The organism is Longilinea arvoryzae, assembly GCF_001050235.1.
Lineage (GTDB): Bacteria > Chloroflexota > Anaerolineae > Anaerolineales > Anaerolineaceae > Longilinea > Longilinea arvoryzae.
Genome location: NZ_DF967972.1, coordinates 742,830 through 762,029 on the forward strand (window position 1 = coordinate 742,830; position 19,200 = coordinate 762,029).

General features: G+C 60.4%; 15 protein-coding genes. 11 read left to right on the plus strand and 4 right to left on the minus strand.

The annotated features are described in order from the left end of the window. Positions 1–8 precede the first annotated feature (8 nt). Entirely contained in the window at positions 9–158 is a 150-nt protein-coding gene (locus tag LARV_RS20900; RefSeq protein ID WP_083522292.1) for a DsrE family protein, read from the plus strand. A gap of 775 nt (positions 159–933) precedes the next feature. Here the strand turns inward: LARV_RS20900 and LARV_RS03350 are convergent. Continuing rightward, the gene (locus LARV_RS03350) at positions 934–1,278 is read right to left on the minus strand and encodes a DUF4870 domain-containing protein (RefSeq protein WP_152031680.1); all 345 of its coding nucleotides are present in this window, start codon (positions 1,276–1,278) and stop codon (positions 934–936) included. A 179-nt stretch (positions 1,279–1,457) separates the two neighbouring features. Between LARV_RS03350 and purB the strand changes: the two genes are divergently transcribed. Continuing rightward, positions 1,458–2,870, plus strand: a complete 1,413-nt coding sequence (purB, locus tag LARV_RS03355; protein WP_075072307.1) for an adenylosuccinate lyase — start codon at positions 1,458–1,460, stop codon at positions 2,868–2,870. Positions 2,871–2,985: 115 nt separating this feature from the next. Here purB and LARV_RS03360 read toward each other — a convergent pair whose 3' ends face one another. Continuing rightward, positions 2,986–3,714, minus strand: coding sequence for a DsbA family protein (locus tag LARV_RS03360; protein WP_075072308.1), 729 nt, complete (start codon positions 3,712–3,714; stop codon positions 2,986–2,988). Positions 3,715–3,882: 168 nt separating this feature from the next. Here LARV_RS03360 and LARV_RS03365 point away from each other — a divergent pair, with 168 nt between their 5' ends. From LARV_RS03365 to LARV_RS03395, 7 genes are all read left to right on the plus strand, one after another. After that, positions 3,883–5,091, plus strand: a complete 1,209-nt coding sequence (locus tag LARV_RS03365) for an MFS transporter (protein WP_075072309.1) — start codon at positions 3,883–3,885, stop codon at positions 5,089–5,091. Positions 5,092–5,394: 303 nt separating this feature from the next. Continuing rightward, positions 5,395–6,360 carry a GGDEF domain-containing protein gene (locus tag LARV_RS03370; RefSeq protein ID WP_075072310.1) on the plus strand — a complete coding sequence of 322 codons (966 nt, stop codon included), beginning with the start codon at positions 5,395–5,397 and terminating at the stop codon, positions 6,358–6,360. Positions 6,361–6,500: 140 nt separating this feature from the next. Further along, a complete protein-coding gene (locus LARV_RS03375; protein WP_075072311.1) occupies positions 6,501–7,943 on the plus strand; it encodes an efflux RND transporter periplasmic adaptor subunit in 1,443 nt (480 codons plus the stop codon). Beyond that, positions 7,940–8,725: an ABC transporter ATP-binding protein gene (locus tag LARV_RS03380; RefSeq protein ID WP_075072312.1), complete on the plus strand. Its 786-nt coding sequence runs from the start codon at positions 7,940–7,942 to the stop codon at positions 8,723–8,725. Before LARV_RS03375 ends, LARV_RS03380 begins: the two co-directional genes overlap by 4 nt. Continuing rightward, the gene (locus tag LARV_RS03385; RefSeq protein ID WP_075072313.1) at positions 8,722–9,957 is read left to right on the plus strand and encodes an ABC transporter permease; all 1,236 of its coding nucleotides are present in this window, start codon (positions 8,722–8,724) and stop codon (positions 9,955–9,957) included. Before LARV_RS03380 ends, LARV_RS03385 begins: the two co-directional genes overlap by 4 nt. A 30-nt stretch (positions 9,958–9,987) precedes the next feature. Then, complete coding sequence (locus LARV_RS03390) at positions 9,988–10,707, plus strand: hypothetical protein (RefSeq protein WP_075072314.1); 720 nt, start codon at positions 9,988–9,990, stop codon at positions 10,705–10,707. 207 nt (positions 10,708–10,914) lie between these two features. Then, entirely contained in the window at positions 10,915–12,642 is a 1,728-nt protein-coding gene (locus LARV_RS03395) for a sensor domain-containing diguanylate cyclase (RefSeq protein WP_083522295.1), read from the plus strand. Here LARV_RS03395 and LARV_RS03400 read toward each other — a convergent pair. Further along, a complete protein-coding gene (locus tag LARV_RS03400) occupies positions 12,607–14,442 on the minus strand; it encodes an SLC13 family permease (RefSeq protein WP_236709919.1) in 1,836 nt (611 codons plus the stop codon). The two genes, LARV_RS03395 and LARV_RS03400, sit on opposite strands and share 36 nt — an antisense overlap. Positions 14,443–14,796: 354 nt before the next feature. On the opposite strand from LARV_RS03400, the gene LARV_RS03405 reads away from it, so the two are divergent. Both LARV_RS03405 and LARV_RS03410 read left to right on the plus strand, forming a co-directional pair. Then, entirely contained in the window at positions 14,797–15,633 is an 837-nt protein-coding gene (locus tag LARV_RS03405) for an LLM class flavin-dependent oxidoreductase (RefSeq protein WP_075072317.1), read from the plus strand. A 129-nt stretch (positions 15,634–15,762) separates the two neighbouring features. After that, the gene (locus LARV_RS03410) at positions 15,763–16,284 is read left to right on the plus strand and encodes a YcxB family protein (protein WP_075072318.1); all 522 of its coding nucleotides are present in this window, start codon (positions 15,763–15,765) and stop codon (positions 16,282–16,284) included. A gap of 117 nt (positions 16,285–16,401) precedes the next feature. Here the strand turns inward: LARV_RS03410 and clpB are convergent, their stop codons facing one another. Continuing rightward, a complete protein-coding gene (gene clpB, locus LARV_RS03415; RefSeq protein WP_075072319.1) occupies positions 16,402–18,987 on the minus strand; it encodes an ATP-dependent chaperone ClpB in 2,586 nt (861 codons plus the stop codon). Positions 18,988–19,200: the final 213 nt, after the last annotated feature.

Consider the following 19,200-nt stretch of genomic DNA (forward strand, 5'->3'; position numbering starts at 1 on the left):
GTTCCAAGATCTCGCGCGGCGGCGAGGTGAAGGCCTGCGGCACGTGCAGCGAGGCGCGCGGCATCAAAGGGCTGCCCCTGATCGAGGGGGGCGAAATCAGCACGCTGAGCCAGTTATGCGCGTGGACCGTCGCGGCCGATAAAGTGCTCACATTTTAGAGGAAGCCGCGACTCGGGTTCGCGCCCTCATCCCAACCCTTCTCCCTCTGAGGGAGAAGGGCGTGCAATTCAGCGATTTTCGAAAATATGACAACATCAGGGGAACAAACAGCCTAATACCTCTTCCTCCCAGGGAAAGGATGGGTGAGGGTCGCCCCCCAGATCGCCGATGGTCAGATGCTGATGCCGCGCCGTTGCCTTGCCGGTCATTCAGCATTCATCCTTCAACAGTAAACTTCGAGGAAGCCGCGACTCGGGTTCGCACCCTCATCCCAACCCTTCTCCCTCTGAGGGAGAAGGGCGTGCAATTCAGCGATTTTCGAAAATATGACAACATCAGGGGAACAAACAGCCTAATACCTCTTCCTCCCAGGGAAAGGATGGGTGAGGGTCGCCCCCCAGATCGCCGATGGTCAGATGCTGGTGCCGCGCCGTTGCCTTGCCGGTCATTCAGTATTCATCCTTCAACATTAAACTTCGAGGAAGCCGCGACTCGGGTTCGCACCCTCATCCCAACCCTTCTCCCTCTGAGGGAGAAGGGCGTGCAATTCAGGGATTTTCGAAAATTTGACAACATCAGGGGAACAAACAGCCTGACACCTCTTCCTTCTCGGGAAAGGATGGGTGAGGGTCGCCCCCCAGATCGCCGATGATCAGACGTTGATGGCGCGCCGCTGCCTTGCCGGCCATTCAGCATTCATCCTTCAACATTCAGCATTAAAAACCAACCGGCAGGGCGTGATCGCGCCCTGCCGGTTGGTGGTGATCGAGTCGCTTACATCCAGTTTTGCTGCTTGGCGAAATTGGTGATAAATGGAATCTCGACGTACTCGCCCTTGTAAGCCTTGAGGCCCCAGATGATGTTGAGGATGACGATCAATGGGGTGAAGCAACTGATGAGGGGCAGGAGGGCCGAAATAATGCCGCACACGATCATTTCAGCCAGTCCCAGGATCAGGGTCGGGATGGTGTGGTATTTGAGGAAGGGACGGTTTTTCTTATCTTCCATCAGCAGGGTGATGATGGGGAAGAGTGGGGTGAGAACGAAATTCAACAATGCCCACAGGCGGTCGTCGCTGCTGACTTCGGGTGTGGATGGGATAACGGGTTGGTCGGACATTAAATATGCTCCAGTTTGAAAAGAATGAACGCTGTAGATAGTATATCTGACACCTTGAATTATGCAATCCAAAAAAACCATCGAAATCAGCCCGGTTGTCTGAACCGGTTCGGCAAAACCGGGTTTCAAACGGTATAATTCCTTGGGCTACTGAATGAATATCGGATAAGGAGTCTTCCGTGCCAGACGATTTCGACGGTTATCTTTCCCCATTTAGCTGGCGCTATGCCAGCCCTGAAATGCGCTCCATCTGGAGCGAACGCAATAAACGCCTTCTCTGGCGGCGCATCTGGCTGGCGCTGGCCCGCGTGCAGTCGGGTTACGGCCTGGTGAGCGCCGACCAACTGGCCGACATCGAGGCTCACGCTGCCGAAATCGATATTCCGCGCGCGCTGGAGATCGAGGCCGAGATTCGCCACGACCTGATGGCCGAACTGAAGACCTTCGCCGAACAGGCGCCGTTGGGCGGGGGCGCGCTGCACCTGGGCGCCACCTCGATGGATGTGGAAGATAACGCCGACGCGCTGCGCCTGCGGGACGCCCTGGACCTGATCCTGGTGCGGTTGAACGAGCTGCTGTCCGTCCTGGCCGAGAAGATCGACGCTTACGCCGGCACGCCGGTGATGGCCTTTACCCACCTGCAGCCGGCCGAACCATCCACGTTGGGTTACCGCCTGGCGAGTTACGCCCAGGACCTGCTGGAAGATGGGTTGGCGCTGCGCAGCGCCCGCGACGGCGTGCGCGGCAAGGGCTTCAAGGGCGCGGTCGGCACGGCCGCTGCTTACGGCGACCTGTTGGGGTTGGAAGCTGTGCCCGAGTTCGAGCGCCGCCTGAGCGAAGCGCTCGGGCTGCCCTTCTATTCGATTGCCACCCAGACCTACCCGCGCAAGCAGGACTATACGGTCCTGGCGGCGCTGGCCGGGATGGGCGCTTCATTATACAAGCTGGCCTTCGACCTGCGTGTGCTGCAATCCCCGCCGATCGGCGAGGTGAGCGAGCCCTTCGGGCGCAAGCAGGTGGGCTCGTCAGCCATGCCCTTCAAACGCAACCCGATCAACGCCGAGAAGATCGATTCGCTGGCGCGGTCGCTCTCGGTCATGCCGCAGGTGGCCTGGGGCAACGCCGCTCATTCGCTGCTCGAACGCACCCTGGACGATTCCGCCAACCGGCGCAGCCTGCTGCCGGAAGCCTTCCTGACCGCCGACGAACTGTTGGGCACGGCGACGAAGATCCTGCGCGGGTTGGTGGTACGCGAGGAGACCATCCGGCGCAACCTGGCCATCTACGCGCCTTTTGCCGCCACCGAGCGGGTGATGATGGCGGCGGCCCGCCACGGCGCCGACCGCCAGGAGATGCACGAACGCCTGCGCGAGCACGCCCTGGCCGCCTGGGCGGTCGTGCAAAACGGCTCGGCCAACGACCTGATTGCCCGCCTGCAGGCCGACGCCGGGATCACCCGTTTCGTGCCCCCGGCGGAGATCGCCGCGCTGGCAGACGTGCAGAGCTACGTTGGCACCGCGCCGGACCGGGCGCGGGCGATGGCGGGCAAGATTAAAGAAGAAATGAGTAATCGACCAGTTCTGAGTAAATGAGTTCGGAGTTGATGAGGTGAAGAAAAAACACTGGAGTCGAAATTTTTCGGCTCCAGTGTTTGCATCACTCATTGATTCTATTTCTCTTCCACAGAACTCAGTGCCACATCCCTCATTACTTTAATCCCCCCGCCAACTCCATATCGATCACCTGTTGGAAGGTCTCGTAGGGCTGCGCGCCGACCAGGGCGATGCCGTTGACGAAGAAGGTCGGGGTGGAACTCACGCCCAGTTCGGAAGCCCAATCCCGGTCGGCTTCGACCTCGTCGCGGTAGCGTCCGCCCTCGTAGCAGGTCTTGAAAGCATCCACATCCAGGCCGAGCTGTTGGGCGAAGTCCTGGTATGTCGAGTCGCCGAGCGCTTCGCCGCTGTTGAAGATCAAATCCTGAAATTCCCAGTATTTGCCCTGCTCGAAGGCGCAGGCGGCTGCCTCGGCGGCGGGCTGCGCGTTGGCGTGCATGGGCAGCGGAAAATCGCGGTATACCAGGCGCACCTGATCGCCGTAGTTCTTCTGAATCTGCGGCCAGGTTTCGGCATACCACTTTTGGCAATAGGGGCATTCGAAGTCGCTGAAGGCCACCAGCGTGATGGGCGCGTCATCCGGCCCCAACGCGGGTTCGCCGTCGGTCGGAATGGTGTAGCGGGTCAACGGCTGGGTTGCGGTCGGTTCGATCACCGCCGCCTGCACGGGATCCGCTTTTGCCGGGGCGGCCTGTTTCCCCCACACCAGAAACCCGGTGCCCAATCCCAGTCCAAAGCCCAGCAGCATCACCACCACCCAGACCAGCGAAGTGCGCTGCCGGGCAGATTTTTCAATTTCGGTCAGGTTATTTTCTTCGCTCATGGCGTGATTATAGCATCAGGTCGAGAAAGAAGGCCACACTAAACGCGCCGAAACCTGGCCGCGGAGCCTCCGTGAGTGACACCCCAAGGGTGTTGACGCCCCAAGGGTGTTGACGCGAATGCCGGCTGCCTGTACACTACTCCTATCCCCCTTTTTCGAGGCAACCGCATGAAACTGTCGAAACCGTTGCGCTATGCACTTTTCGGGTTGCTTTACTTTACCCAGGGCACCATTTTGAGCTACTTCACCGCGCTCAACGCGCTCTACCTGCTGGAACGCGGCCTGACGATGACCAACGTCGGCATTTTTTCTTCGATTGCGCTGATTCCCTTTGTCATCAAGATCCTGTTCGGGCTGCTCTCGGACCGGGTCAGCCCGTTTGGCCTGGGGCACCGCAAGCCCTACATCTTCATCGGGCTGACGGTCCAGATGATCTGCCTGATCATCGCCCCCTTCATCGACCCCAAGAATGCCTACTGGGGATTCGTGGCGCTGGCCTTCGTCCTGCAGATGGGCATGGCGCTTTATGATACCTGCACGGACGGCCTGGCGCTGGATACCACTCCCGAAGGGGAGAAGGGTACCATCCAGGGCTTCATGGTCGGCGGGCGCGCGGTGGGCGTGATCGTGACAGCCTCGCTGGTCGGGCTACTGGCCGAACGCTCCTCCTGGCAGGCGGTCTTCTGGGTGCTGGCCGGGCTGACGCTGCTGCCGCTGCCGCTGCTGTTCAGCGCGCGCGAGCCGGCCCAGACCGTGGACCGCAACTTCGATTGGAAGGCGTTCAAAGCCTTCAAGAAAGCCCCCGTGCTGGCGCTGGCCGGGGTGGGTTTCCTGTTCTTCCTGATCGTGGTGGGCGCCAACCAGTTGGTCAATCCTTTTCTGCAGAAACGCTTTGGCATCGAACTCTCGACGGCCGGCCTGTTCACCACCGTGTGGGGCATCGGGGTGGTGTTGGGCGGCGCGGTGGGCGGCTTCCTGATCGACAAAGTGGGCCGCCGCAACGGCGTGCGCATCGCCATGCTGATCTCGGTGGCCGGCGTGCTGGCCCTGGCCGGCATCCCGGCGTTGGGATGGGCCTGGCCGATCGTGGCGCTGTTCGGCATCGCCTACGGCACCTATCAGACGGTGTATTTCGCGCTGGCCATGGCCTACACGGAACCGCGCATTGCCGCCTCGATGTTTTCGATCTTGATGGCCGTGACCAACGTCGGCCAGGGCGTGGGTTTGGCGTTGGGCGGTCTGCTGGCCGACCGGATCGATTACCCGCCGACCTTCATCATCTTTGCGGCGATGAATCTGCTGGCCGTGCCGCTGCTACCGATCGTATTCGAAAAAGTGGCCCGCAAGGCGACCCGCCATCGGCGGGCGGTGGCGTAAATATTCTTTGTGGCGGTCGACCTGAGTGCCTGTACCCGGTACGGGCACCTGTACCCGGTACGGGCACCTGCACCCGACACGGGCACCTGCACCCGACACGGGCACCTGCACCCGACACGGGTGTCTACCCAACCTGGGTAAGCGGACACGCTCCCCTTTCGGGGACAGGCGGTCCGCGACTACAGAATTTGAGTCGAATCGTGTGTCTACATCTGGCACCAATCCTGCACGATTGCATCATCATCGGATCGGGCTTTCATGGGGGATGGGATTGTGTCAGCATTCGAGTCAGGGTTACTCTTAATGATGTTGCTCTGCGCGCTGGTGCTGGCGGCTGGCCTGGTTTGGGCCCAACGCCAGCAACGCGGCGCGGATCGGCCGGCCGGGCAAATCCTGGCCCAGAACGCCAGCGAGGGCTTGCTGCTGCTGGATGGGCGCGGGCGCGTGATCTATCACAACCCGGCCGCGCAGGCCATTTTCGGCGCCGAGAGCCTGCACGAGCGCCCGCTGGTGGACCTTCTGGCCGTCTGGTGGCAGCCGGCGCTGCAGCTTCTGGAAGAAGGACAGATCGATTTCGAATGCACGCCCCGCGAAGGCAGCTTTCGATTGCGCATTCTGGCGCTGCCGGCGCGCAACCGGGGAACGCTCGAAGGCCGGGCGCTCATCCTGACCGATCTCAGCCGGCAACGCGGGCTCGAACGCCGCCTGGAAGCTCTGGAAACCACCGATGTGCTGACCGGTCTGGCCAACCGCCCGCGCCTTTTGGAAATGGCTTCCCGCGAGGTCTACCGCGCCCGGCGCTACCACCGCGCACTCTCCGTGGTGATGATTCAAGTGGACGACTTCAGTGCGTTGTGCGACCGGTTCGGTTATGCGGCCGGTGAACAGGTGATGCAGTGCCTGGCGCAGCGCTGCCGGGAAAATATCCGCCTGGCCGATTCGTTGGGTCGCTGGGGGGAGGATACCTTCACCCTGTTGTTGCCTGAAACTGGCCTGGAGCAGGGCTGTCTGGCCGCCGAACGCATCCGGCGCATCCTCTCCGGCCTGCCCATTTCCACCCAGCGCGGTGAGGTTTGTATCACACTTTCGGCCGGCGTGGCTGGCCTGTCCGACGCCGCGCCGGTGGCCGCCGACCAGTTGCTGGATCAGGCCGCGGCCGCCTTGTTCGCTGCGAGCTGCCGGCAGGCGGCCGAAAGGTCGCTGGCCGTGGTAACCGTGGGCGCGCCAGCTTGGCCGGCGATGCGCCAGCGCCGCGAGGATCGAGCCTGAAGCGCGCGATTTACACGACTTCTATACCCCATCTATACCAATTCTAAATAATTCACAGCTAAGATCGCTATATCCATGGGATACAGCGATCTTTTGATTGCTGGGGGCCGGGGACAAACTCTTGCGAGGGAAAGCATCGTATGGCTGTGAAATTTAAATTTAATTTCAAGTTGAGCAAGCGCCTCAAAAAATGGATCCTGCCCGCGGCAGCGGTCCTGGTTGTCATGATCGGGGCGGGTGGATATTTCTTGTGGAATCAGGCTCGCCTGGCCAAGGCGGCCGGTGTCAGCGGTACAACCCTGAACACCGCCCAGGTGAAGATCGGCGATCTGACCCTTTCGGCATCCGGTTCGGGCACGCTGGTTGCCGGGCAGCAGGCTGATTTGGCCTTCCCGATCGCGGGGATGGTGAAGAGCGTGAACGTCACGGTGGGCCAAACGGTTACCAAGGGAGATGTGCTGGCCGAATTGGCCGATACCAGTGCACTGGACGCCAGTCTGGCGACGGCCGACCTGAACGTCAAGCTGGCCCAGCAGACGCTGGATAACCTGACCATCAACGCGCCCTCCACGCTGGCGGCGGCGAAGGTGGCGCTGGTCAATGCGCAGGAAGCCTATGCCGATGCCAAAAACACCGTCAAATCCGATGGCATGGCGCGCTGCGATACCGACACCACGGAAGCGTATAAAGAGCGTTACGATTTTCTCAAGTCCCATCTGGACTCGGTCACCGAGACCTGGGACGGCAAGAATATGGAGTTCTACCTGAATACCATCGTGCCGATCAAGGACGAGGTCGACAAAGCGTACGCGAATTACGTTTACTGCCAGAAATACTTTGAATCCGAAATCGTCGATTCGCAGGCCAATGTGACCGAAGCCGAAGTGACCCTGAAACAGGCCCAGAGCGCGTTGGATACCCTGCAGGCCAATAACGGCATCGATCCCATCGAACTGGCCAAGGCCCAGTCCGCACTGGCCGAGGCGAGGGTGGCTTATGCCAAAGCCGAGACGGATCTGGCCAATGCCAAACTCACCGCGCCCTTCGACGGCACCGTTCTTTCGGTGGCGGGCGAAGCCGGCTCCACAGCCGCCACAGGCACCTTTATTTCCATCATCGATCTCTCCCACCCCAAGGTCGAGTTCTCGGTGGACGAGAGCGATATGGATAAGATCAAGGTCGGAAATACGGCCGACGTTGTTTTCGATGCGTTGCCGGACGATACCTTTACCGGTAAGGTAACCCAGGTGACTCCGCAACTGGTCTCGACCGGCGGTTATCAGGTGCTGACGGGTGTGATCCAACTGGAATTGAGCGACGCGCAGGGCGCCGAAGAATTGATCGCCGGGTTGAACGCCTCGGTGGAAGTAATCGCAGCCGATGCCCAGGGCGCCGTTTTGGTGCCCCTGGATGCGCTGCGTGATCTGGGCGACGGCCAGTACGCGGTCTTTGTGGTGGGCATCGGCAACACTTTGAAGATGCAGACCGTCACGATCGGCATCAAGGATGACTATTACGCCCAGGTCTTGAGCGGACTCGAAGGCGGCGAGACAGTTTCGACCGGCCTGGTGGAGACAAAATGACCGCCGCAGTTGAAGGTGTCCCGATCATCGAGACGATCGGCCTGACGAAGGTTTACGGCAGCGGAGACAGCGAAGTGTTTGCTCTCCATGGCATCGACCTTCGCATCATGCCCGGCGAGTTCGTGGCCATCATGGGGCCGAGCGGTTCGGGAAAGAGCACTCTGCTCAACATTCTGGCATGCATGGACCGTCCGACCGGCGGAAAATACATACTGGCCGGCGAGGATGTGAGCGGGTACGACCGCGCCGAAATGGCCGGCATTCGCAGCCGCGAGTTGGGTTTTGTGTTCCAATCCTACAACCTGCTGCCGCGCATGTCAGCGCTTGAAAATGTGATGCTGCCGATGATGTACCAGCGCGGGCAATCGCGAACTACGGTGGAGCAGCGCGATGCAGCTTTGGCGGCCCTGGAAAACGTCGGGTTGAAAGATCGCGTCCATCACCTGCCCAGCCAGCTCTCGGGCGGGCAGCAACAGCGCGTGGCCATCGCGCGCGCGTTGATCAACGATCCTATTCTGCTGCTGGCGGATGAACCGACCGGTAACCTGGATACAAAGGCCAGCGAAGATATCATGGATGTAATGCACGACCTTCACGATCGCGGACGCACCATCGTCATGGTCACCCACGAACCGGATATTGCGCACCATACGCAGCGCGTCATCATGATTCGCGACGGCCTGCTGGCTTCGGATCGCAAGAACGGCGAACGGGCCAAACGCAGTGAATGGCAGAAAATGATGAGCGAGCCGGCCGACGCGGCGGAAGGAAAGCCACAATGAACCTTAAAGAACTGATCAAAGTGGCCTGGAAGAGCGTGCTTTCCAATAAATTGCGCTCGGCGCTGACCATGCTGGGCGTGATCATCGGCGTAGCAGCGGTCATCGTCATGGTGGCCATCAGCGCCGGAACCGAGGCAACCATCGCCGAGCAGATCAACGGCCTGGGCTCCAATCTGATCTTTATCTCCTCGGGTTTCAGCCGGGGCGGTCCGGGCTCAGAGAGGACGTCTTCTTCGACATCCCTGGTCTATGATGATATGGACGCGATCAAGGAGAAGATCAACGGCGTGGCCGGCGTTTCGGTCGACCAACAAACCACGGCGACCGTCAAATACGGGACCACCACCCTGGAAAGTATCACCATCGTGGGCACCACGCCCGATTATCCGACCGTGCGCGATGTGGCGGTCGGCCAGGGGCGTTTCTTCACCAGCACCGAGCAGGAACGCACATCCAAAGTGGTGGTGCTGGGTTCGAACGTCGCCGAGGAGTTGTTCGGCAGCGAGGATCCGCTTGGCCAGACGATCACCGTCAGCACCACCAAACTGGTGGTCATCGGCGTGTTGGCGCCAAAGGGCATCGCGGCGGGCACGGATTACGACGAATTGATCTATACGCCCATCTCCCTGGTCTTCAAGAAATTCTCGCCCAATATGTTTGCCCGCTTTATGGGCGACACCGTCCGGCAGATCATCGTCTCGGTCGACAAGAATGCGGATATGGATAACGTCATCGAGCAAATTACCCTGCTGCTGAATAAACGCCACGACGTGACTTCGGATACGTCACCCTTCTCGATCACCACTCAGGAAGATATCATCCAGACCCAGGAATCGACCACGGCATCCTTCCGCACATTGCTGGCCTGGGTGGCGGGTGTTTCGTTGATCGTGGGCGGCATCGGCATCATGAACATCATGCTGGTCAGCGTTACCGAGCGCACCCGCGAAATCGGTCTGCGCCAGGCGGTCGGCGCCACCCCGGCGGACATTCGGGTGCAATTCCTGGCCGAGGCGCTCATGCTCAGCCTGATGGGCGGCCTGACCGGTGTGCTGTTGGGGGTGGCGGGCGGCTGGTTGTTTGGCAAGCTCAGCGATATGCGCACGGTCATCGCGCCTTACTCCCTGCTGCTCTCGTTCACCTCGGCGGCTGTCATTGGCATCATCTTCGGCTACCTGCCGGCGCGCAAGGCAGCCTTGCTGGATCCTATCGTAGCCCTGCGGCACGAATAGGGTATCGATTCTGAACAGGAAACGCGAAATATGAAGAATACCTCTCCAATCATCGTCTTTTTGTTGATCCTTGCCCTGCTGCTTTCGGGCTGTTCCAGCAACGCGGCAACCAGCAGTTCCACCACGCCGGGCGCTTCGAGTGGAAAGAGCGCCACACTGACGTTGAAGGACAAACTGGCCGTCGGTACTCTGAAGCTGGAAGGCACCGATCTGGCGGTGACCGCTGAACAGGCCAAAACGCTGCTGCCCTTGTGGAAAGCGGTGAAAAGCCTGAGCTCGAGTAGCACGGCCAGCCAACCGGAAATCGATGCGGTGTATCAACAGATTCAGGATGCCCTGACCGCCGATCAGCTCGCCTCGATCGAAAAGCTCGATCTGAGCGGAGAGAATATGCAGGCGCTCATGACCGAGCTGGGGATCGATCCCGGCGCGAACGGCGGCAGCGGCCTGACGGACAGCGCAAAGGCTACGCGTGTCGCCGAATTGAAGGCCAGCGGCAGCACGTTCCCGGGCGGCGGCGGGAATATGCCTTCAGGCGGCGGTGCACCTTCTGGTGGCTCCATGCCTTCGGGTGGGGGCAGCATGCCCTCCGGCGGCGGTAATTTCACCCCGCCGGATCAAGCGGGCGGCACCACCACCCAGTCCACTCCGCAGGCCGGGCAGACCGGCGGGCGCGGCGGCGGCATGGGGATGAGCTCCATGTTCATCGAGCCATTGATCAAACTGCTGGAAACGCGGGCAGCGGAATAGCTTATTTCGGTCGGCTGTCTTGACGAACGACCATCATCAACAGCCGGCGTTCACTTCTCCTCCTCACAACGCTGGCGGGCCGGTACCCCGCCAGCGTTTCTGGGCTAATCAGCAGGATGACATAAATGAAAGTTTTTCCGCGAAGCAGGCGAATGCTTTAAAATTTACGACTACAGGATGGCAATTTTAATTTAGAGGTTGGATTGGATGATGCGTGCGTGGGTCGATCACACCGAAGTTGGCATGGGAATGGCCATCGCGGACGATAACGGCAGGCTGTTCGAACAGTTCTTCGACAGCTACCTGCAGGAGTTGTATATTTTTCACCCGACGACCCTGGCCTTCGAAGCGATCAACCGCGCCGCCAGGCAGAACCTGGGCTATATAGACGAACAATTGAAACGCATGACCGTGGCCGATCTTGTGCCGGAATTCATCCTGGAAACTTTCGAGAGCCTTCTTCAGCCGTTGGTCCGCGGAGATCAGGAACAGGTGGTCATCGACACCTACATCCGCCGCCAGGATGGCAGTTTGTATCCGGGCGAGGTGAATATCCAGCTTTTTGGGTATAACGGAGAAAAACATTGCCTGGCGCTGATCAACGACCTTTCGAAGGTGGAAGGCCTCGAAGACTGTTTGCGCGAGAAAGAAATGACGTTGAATGCCGTGATGGATGCGGCCCAGGATGCCGTCATCATGCTGGATGGGAGCGGCAATGTCACGTATTGGAATCGTGCAGCGGAGGATTTGTTTGGCTTTTCCCGCGAGGAGATTCTCGGAAAAGAACTCCACAATCTGATCACCGTCGAAGGATGGACGGCAGAGGTCTATGGAAGGGCTTTCAGGGAATTTCAGGCTTCCGGGGGAGGGGTTTTGGTTGGAAATATTATCGAGGTGACGGCAAAGAAGAAAGACGGCCGGGAAGTGGAGGTCGCGCTTTCGCTTTCGGCTCTGAAAATCCAGAATTCCTGGCATGCCATCGGAATCGTCCGCGATATCAGCCAACAAAATCAATCCAAGCGGGAACTCGAAAGCAGCCGCCAAAAATACCTGGATCTGGCTGAGAATGCCCCCATCGGTATCCTGGCCTGCGACCTGGAAGGCAATATCACGTTCGTAAACCAGAGAGCGCTGGATATTCTGGGTTCGCCCGGCAGCGAGGAAACCCGGAAGATCAATCTGCTGACCTTCCCGTTATTGATCAAACACGGTTTTTCACGCAACCTGGCCGAGTGTTTGCAAAAGAATACCGCCAGTTCCTTCGAATTGAGCTACAAATCCAAATGGAACAGGCAGGTCTGGTTGAAGGTTTACACCAAACCGCAAATCAGTCAGGGGGCTGCGGTAGGCGCGCAGATCATCATCGATGACATCAGCGAAAGAAAGCAGTTGGAAGAAAAGCTGCTCAACCTGTCGATCACGGATAATCTGACCGAGGCCTATAACCGTCGCTATTTCATCCAGAGGCTTGAGGCGGAAATCGATCGCAATCGTCGGGCGGGAAATCCGTTTTCGGTGATCATGGCCGATATCGATCACTTCAAAACCATCAATGACCGGCTTGGCCATGACCGCGGGGACGTGGCGTTGAAAAAGATCACCTCCGAGATGATCCGGAAGATCCGTAAAATGGACACGCTGGCCCGTTGGGGAGGCGACGAGTTCATGCTGCTCACCGCCGAAACGACCGTAGAACAGGCAGGCGTGGTCGCCGAAAGGATCCGCGGCAGCCTGTGCGACCTGAATATTCCCGAGGTGGGGATTGTGACCGCCAGTTTCGGCGTGGTGGCCGGTTATGCCGGAGATACGGTGGATTCGATCGTCCAGCGGGTGGACGGTGCGCTTTATCAGGCCAAATCCGCGGGCCGGAACTGCGTGAAGCTCGTGGATGCGTTTTCTCTACAACCCCCAGAACAACGCCAATCCGGCCAATAATCCGGCGAAGCTGATCAGGGTCAGCGGCCAGCCGATGCGGAAGAAATCGCTGAACTTGTAATTGGCGGGCGCGATCATCAGGATGTTGACCGGGTGAGCCATGGGCGTCAGGAACGACGCCGAACACCCGATGGCGGTTGCCACAGCCACAGCCTGCGGGTTGGCGCCCATGCTGATGGCCGCGCTGATGGTGATGGGCCCGGTGACCAGCGCACTCACCTGGCCGCCCATGAACTGGGTGAGCAACGCCGTGAGCAGATAGGCTCCGGCGGCCACGCCCAGCGGTCCAAACGGTGTGACCAGTTCGAGCATGCGCTGTCCAAGCAGTTCGGCCAGGCCGGTCTGCACCATGGCCAGGCTGACGGCATACATGCCGGCGATGAGGAACACCGCCGGCCATTCGACGGACTGGTAAGCCTCTTCGGGGGGCAGAATTCTGAGCAGCAAAGCCAGCACGGCGGCGGCCAGCATGACCAGGTAAATGGGCGCGCCGGCCAACGAAATCCCCACCGCGGCCGCGATGAGCAGCAGGGTCAACCCGGCCTGGCGCCGGTCGACGGGTTGGCCGGCCGGATCCGGCTGGAGAACGATCAGGTCGGGGCTGCGCTGCAAGGCCGGTGCCTCGCGCAGACGGCCCACGGCCAGCAACGAATCGCCCATCTGGAGTGGAATATCGCCGACGTCGGTTCGATAGGAGCGCGTCAGGCGCTTGAGTGCGATCACCGGCACGCCGAACTGCTGGCGGAAGTCGAGCTGCTTGAGCGTCTGGCCCTCCAGGCGCGAATGCGGGGCGAGCATGATCTCGAGATATGAGATGCCGCGCAGCACCGAGGTATCACCTGCCAGAGGCGTGATTTCCAACCCCATCTCATTCAAAGGGGCGATTCTTTCTTCCCGCCCGATCAGGTAAAGGATATTTCCGGGCCGGATGAGCGGATTGGCGGTTGGCTCGCGCGGACTGTCGGCGCCCCCGCGCACGGCGGCCACGGCCACGCCGAAGCGTCCGCCGATGCTGCTTTCATACAACGGCCGGTTGGCGAATGCGGACCCCGGCAGCACCCTGGCTTCCCACAGGCGCTCGCCAATTTGATAGAGCGCCTCCAGTTCGCTGCCGGTCAGGCGTGGGGCGCTTTGCGGGGCGGAGGGTTCGCGGTCGGGCAGCAGGCGGCTGCCAAACACAGCCAGAAAGAGAATGCCCGCCGCGGCGATCAGGCCACCGGTGGGGGTGAAATCGAGAATGCCGAGCGGCTGCTGGGGCGGGTTGGCGATGCGCAGCAGGTCGCTCATGATAATGTTGGCCGTGGTGAAATAGGTGGCCGCCCCACCCAGCAGGCTGCCGTAAGCCACCGGAATGAGCAGCTTGCTGGGGCGGATGCCGGTCTTGCGGGAGGCCTCCATGGCGCTGGGCAGCACCAGGGCGCCGGCCGCCAGGTTGTTCATGAAAAGCGAAAGCAGCGCGGTGAGCGCGGCGAAGAGGGCGATCAGGCGGCTTTCGTGGTGATTGCTGATGCGCACGATCTGGTGCGCCAGCCACGCCGTGAGGCCGCTTTTTTCAAGGCCGCGGGTGAGGATGAACAGCGAGATGAGCGTGATGACCACCGGTTGGCTCAGGCCGGAGATGGCCTGGATGGCGCCGGCGGGCGTGTGCGCCGGTCCGAGCATGCCCAGTCCGAGCAGTTGCAGCGCGCCCAGGGCCACGGCCATGCTCAGCGCTGCCAGGTCGATGCGCAGCCGGTTGAGGATCACGAGCAGCAACGGCAAAACGATAATGGCAATCAACAACCATTGATTCAGGTTCATGGCAGGCATACCAAGATTTTACGACGATTTTGACCGGGAATGATACCTGCTGTATGGTCGACCGCGTACTGATGTTCATAACTTTGACGCTTTTTGGCTCTATGCTACAATCATATCTGCCAAAAGAGGTCTCGCGCGGATATTCGACGGACCCTGTCCGTTTGCCGGGGCCGAAGATGCGGAATGCTTCCGCTTCCGGCGCGATGGAATCGCATTCAAGATTTTCCGGGGAGACGCGGGCGCCGCTGTCCGCGATTTGCAGGCCCACGGCAGGCCACCGAATCAGCTTCCATCGACCCTCCCGGCCGGTAATTTGATCGAGATCCACCAACCGTTGGGTGAATTGAGGACGCCATGAAATACGGCTTTGTCTTTTCATACGGCGAGGCGCGCGAAGCGGCCGAACTGGCTCACGAGGCCGAGGAGGCCGGCTGGGACGGTTTCTTCGTCTGGGAGCCGATCTGGGGCATCGATGCCTGGGTGCAGTTGACCGCCGCCGCCATGGTGACGAGCAAAATTCGCCTGGGGACCATGCTGACCCCGCTGCCCATTCGCAAGCCCTGGAAGGTTGCCAGCGAAACCGCAACGCTCGACCGGCTATCCGGCGGGCGGGTGATCCTTTCGGTTGGGCTGGGCGCCGCCGATACCGGTTTCGCCAGCTTTGGCGAGCCGACCGACCGCAAGACGCGCGCTGAACTGCTGGATGAAAGCCTGGAAGTCATGACCGGGTTGTGGCAGGGGCAGCCTTTCCGCTATTCAGGCCGGCATTACCAGGTCGAACCCACCGAGTTCTACCCACCGCCGCCGCCTCTGCAGAAACCGCGCATACCGGTATGGGTGGTGGGCGCCTGGCCGCGCGAAAAATCGCTCGAACGCGCCCTGAAATACGATGGCATCCTTCCGGTTGTCATGGGGGCCGGCCATGAGATTCTGACCCTGACGCCCGAGCATGTTCACGAGATTGCGGCTTACGCCGCCGCGCATCGCGAGAATTCCGGGCATTTCGACATCGTGGTCGAGGGCAACACGCCGGGCGACGATCCCGGTGCGGCCGCCGAAAAAGTGCTGCCCTGGGTGGACGCCGGCGCCACCTGGTGGATCGAGGCGAACTGGAACATGCCCAAGGATCCCATTGCCAACCCCATGGTCGAGACGCTGCGCAAACGCATCCGCCAGGGACCACCGAGGTAGCGGTTAGCTGTTAGCGGTTAGCTTTTAGCGGTTGGCGTTTTCGGTTCACGCTTCACTCATCACTCATCACTCTTCACGAATCAACGAATACCGAATCAACGAATACCACTTAACCCACAAGGACTCCGCATGAATATCGAATTCGAAGGCCAGTATAAAGAAGAACAATATATCCGCGCCATCAAGATGGTGATTACCCCCTCCCGAAAAAGCACCATCCTGCGCATCGCCGCTTTTATCGTCGCCGCGGTGGTCGTTTTCCTGGTTTATAACCACGGCATGCAGGACGGACAGTTCGATGAAATCGATAGCAATCGCTTCCGGCTGGCGCTTTTCTTCGGCGGCCTGCTGACGGTCTATCTCATCACGCCCTACATCGGCATCACGGCAACGGCCAAACGCCTGTGGAAAAAGCCTTCGGTTCAAAAAGTGAAATCCGGCAGTATTTCGGATGAAGGCATCACCTATAATGATCGGTTGAAGCCATGGGATAGCTTTCGGCGGAAATATCTCTCCGATGACATGGTGTTGCTGATTACCGGGGATCAGGGCATGTCGCTGCTGCCGCGCCAGTTCTTCAAGGAAGAGAGCGAGTGGAGGCGGTTCCGGGAGATGGTGGATCAGTACGCGGTCAAGGCGAAACGGTATTAATTACGAATGCAGGGAAGGGCCGGGTGGATGGAATGGCTCTGGCTGTCCACTACCCATCCCTTCCCCGTGTGATGAAACAGTCCCGAACGGCCATTGCGGCCATTCGGGACTGTTATTTTACTCCACCACTTCTCCCTGCACGGCGATCTGGAAGGTCAGGCCTTCCTTGCCGCGGTCGACCAGGATGGTGTCGCCTTCGCGGAACTCGCCGCCCAACACCTTCATGGCCAACGGGTCCTGCAGCTCGCGCTGGATGGCGCGTTTGAGCGGCCGGGCGCCGAAATCGGGGTTGTAGCCCACATCGGCCAGGTACTCGCGGGCGGCTTCGCTGACCTGCAACGTATACCCGCGGTCGGCCAGCAGTTTGGACACGCGCCGCAGTTGGATGTTGACGATGCCGTTGAGGTGCTCGCGGCCCAGCGGGTGGAAAATGACGATTTCGTCGATCCGGTTGAGAAATTCGGGCCGGAACTGGGTTTGCAGCACACGCGTGATCTCATCCCGCGAGACGGTGTGCCCGCCTTCCCACAACTGGTTGCCCAGGTTGGAGGTCATGATGATGACCGTGTTGCGGAAGTCGACCGTGCGGCCCTGGCCGTCGGTCAGGCGGCCGTCGTCCAGCACCTGCAGCAGCACGTTGAAGACCTCGCTGTGGGCCTTTTCGATTTCATCGAACAGCACCACGCTGTAGGGTCGGCGGCGGACGGCTTCGGTGAGCTGGCCGCCTTCGTCATAGCCCACATAGCCAGGCGGCGCGCCGATCAGACGGCTGACGGTATGCTTTTCCTGGTACTCGCTCATGTCGATGCGGATCATGGCGTGCTCGTCGTCGAAGAGGAATTCCGCCAGGGCGCGGGCCAGCTCGGTCTTGCCCACGCCGGTGGGCCCCAGGAAGATGAACGAACCGATCGGGCGGTTGGGGTCCTGCAACCCGGCGCGCGCGCGGCGCACCGCGTTGGAAACCACCTGAACCGCTTCATCCTGCCCGACCACGCGCTGGTGCAGAGCCTCTTCCATGTGCAGCAGCTTTTGGGTCTCGCCTTCCACCAAACGCGAAACGGGGATGCCCGTCCAGCGCGACACAATGGCGGCGATCTCTTCAGCGTCCACCTCTTCCTTGAGCAGCAGGCCGCCCGCCTGGAGCTCCTTCAGATGGCGTTCGGCTTCCGTGCGGCGGGTTTCCAGGTCGCGCAGCGTGCCGTAGCGCAGCCGGGAGGCCGTTTCCAGGTCGGATTTGCGTTCGGCGCGCTCGATTTCCTGGCGGGTCTGCTCGATCTGGCTTTTCACCTCGCGCAGGGCGGCGATGGCCTGTTTCTCGTTCTGCCAGCGTCCGGTCAATTGCGAAGAGCGTTCCTTCAGATCAGCGAGTTCGCCCTCCAACTTTTCAAGGCGTTCCTTCGAGGCTTTGTCTTTTTCCTTCTTGAGGGCCTCGCGTTCGATTTCGAGCTGCATGATCTGGCGGTCGACTTCGTCCAGTTCGAGCGGTTTCGAGTCGATCTCGGTGCGCAGGCGGGCGCCGGCTTCATCGATCAGGTCGATGGCCTTATCCGGCAGGCGCCGGTCGGGAATGTAGCGCGCTGAAAGCGTGGCCGCGGCGATGACCGCCGGGTCGGTGATGCGCACGCCGTGATGGACTTCATATTTTTCCTTCAACCCGCGCAGGATGCTGATGGTATCCTCGACCGAAGGCTCTTCGATCAGCACGGGTTGGAAACGCCGTTCGAGCGCGGCGTCTTTTTCGATGTGCTTGCGGTATTCGTCCAGCGTCGTGGCGCCGATCAGGTGCAGTTCGCCGCGCGCCAGCAGCGGTTTGAGCATGTTGCTGGCATCCATGGCGCCCTCGGCCGCGCCCGCGCCGACCACGGTGTGCATTTCATCCAGGAAGACGATGATCTCGCCCTGGGCATCGACGATTTCCTTCAAGGCAGCCTTGAGGCGTTCCTCGAATTCACCGCGGTACTTGGCGCCGGCGACCATCGCGCCCAGGTCGAGCTGCATGATACGTTTCTTCTTCAGGCCTTCGGGCACATCACCCTGCACGATGCGCTGGGCGAGGCCTTCGGCGATGGCGGTCTTGCCCACGCCCGGCTCGCCGATCAGGGCCGGGTTGTTTTTGGTGCGGCGCGATAGAATCTGGATCACGCGCCGAATTTCCTCGTCGCGGCCGATGACCGGGTCGAGCTTGCCCTGGCGGGCCAGCGCGGTCAGATCGCGGCCGTACTTTTCCAGCGCCTGATAGGTCTCCTCCGGGTTTTCACCGGTGACGCGCTGCGAGCCGCGAATGGCTTTCAATGCGTTGAGGATGGCGTCCTTGGTCAAGCCGAAGGAAGCCATGCGTTTGCGCTCGATGGATTCGGTCAGCCCGAGCAGGATGTGCTCGGTGGAGACGTAATCGTCCTGCATGCCCTTGGCGTAGCGTTCGGCCGCGTCCAGCGCATCGGCCGCGGTCTGGCTCAGGCCGACCTCGCTGCTCGCGCCAGTGATTTTTGGGCGGCTGTCCAGGTCCTTGACCAATTCTTCGCGCAGGGCCTGCACGCTGCCGGCCACGCGGGTGACGATGGCCGGCGCCACGCCTTCATCCTGGCGGATGAGCGCCAGCAGCAGGTGAGCCGGCTCGATGGTCTGGTGGTTCAAATCGCGAGCCAGTTGCTGCGCGTCAAACACAGCTTCGCGGGATTTTTGGGTAAATTTTTCAAGATTCATAATTCCCTCCAAAAAGCCAATAAATCTTCTGTATATAGAATAACCCGGGAATGTTAAAGGATTGTCTGAGATTGGTCAGAAGTAGATTAATCCGGCATCAGGAACGGGAAAGACAGCGCCATCGCAGCGTAGATCCGGGCACGGACGCAGCTTGGCCGCAGCCGACTGTGGAGTCTTCGAATTCCCCGCTGCGCCCTTACGCATATTTCCAAT

Coding starts and splice junctions, on each gene's coding strand:
- clpB (WP_075072319.1), bottom strand. CDS start 18,987: ATGAATCTTGAAAAATTTACCCAAAAATCCCGCGAAGCTGTGTTTGAC.
- LARV_RS03405 (WP_075072317.1), top strand. CDS start 14,797: ATGAAATACGGCTTTGTCTTTTCATACGGCGAGGCGCGCGAAGCGGCC.
- LARV_RS03395 (WP_083522295.1), top strand. CDS start 10,915: ATGATGCGTGCGTGGGTCGATCACACCGAAGTTGGCATGGGAATGGCC.
- LARV_RS03385 (WP_075072313.1), top strand. CDS start 8,722: ATGAACCTTAAAGAACTGATCAAAGTGGCCTGGAAGAGCGTGCTTTCC.
- LARV_RS03365 (WP_075072309.1), top strand. CDS start 3,883: ATGAAACTGTCGAAACCGTTGCGCTATGCACTTTTCGGGTTGCTTTAC.
- LARV_RS03375 (WP_075072311.1), top strand. CDS start 6,501: ATGGCTGTGAAATTTAAATTTAATTTCAAGTTGAGCAAGCGCCTCAAA.
- LARV_RS03350 (WP_152031680.1), bottom strand. CDS start 1,278: ATGTCCGACCAACCCGTTATCCCATCCACACCCGAAGTCAGCAGCGAC.
- LARV_RS03400 (WP_236709919.1), bottom strand. CDS start 14,442: ATGAACCTGAATCAATGGTTGTTGATTGCCATTATCGTTTTGCCGTTG.
- LARV_RS03390 (WP_075072314.1), top strand. CDS start 9,988: ATGAAGAATACCTCTCCAATCATCGTCTTTTTGTTGATCCTTGCCCTG.
- LARV_RS03410 (WP_075072318.1), top strand. CDS start 15,763: ATGAATATCGAATTCGAAGGCCAGTATAAAGAAGAACAATATATCCGC.
- LARV_RS03380 (WP_075072312.1), top strand. CDS start 7,940: ATGACCGCCGCAGTTGAAGGTGTCCCGATCATCGAGACGATCGGCCTG.
- LARV_RS03360 (WP_075072308.1), bottom strand. CDS start 3,714: ATGAGCGAAGAAAATAACCTGACCGAAATTGAAAAATCTGCCCGGCAG.
- LARV_RS03370 (WP_075072310.1), top strand. CDS start 5,395: ATGATGTTGCTCTGCGCGCTGGTGCTGGCGGCTGGCCTGGTTTGGGCC.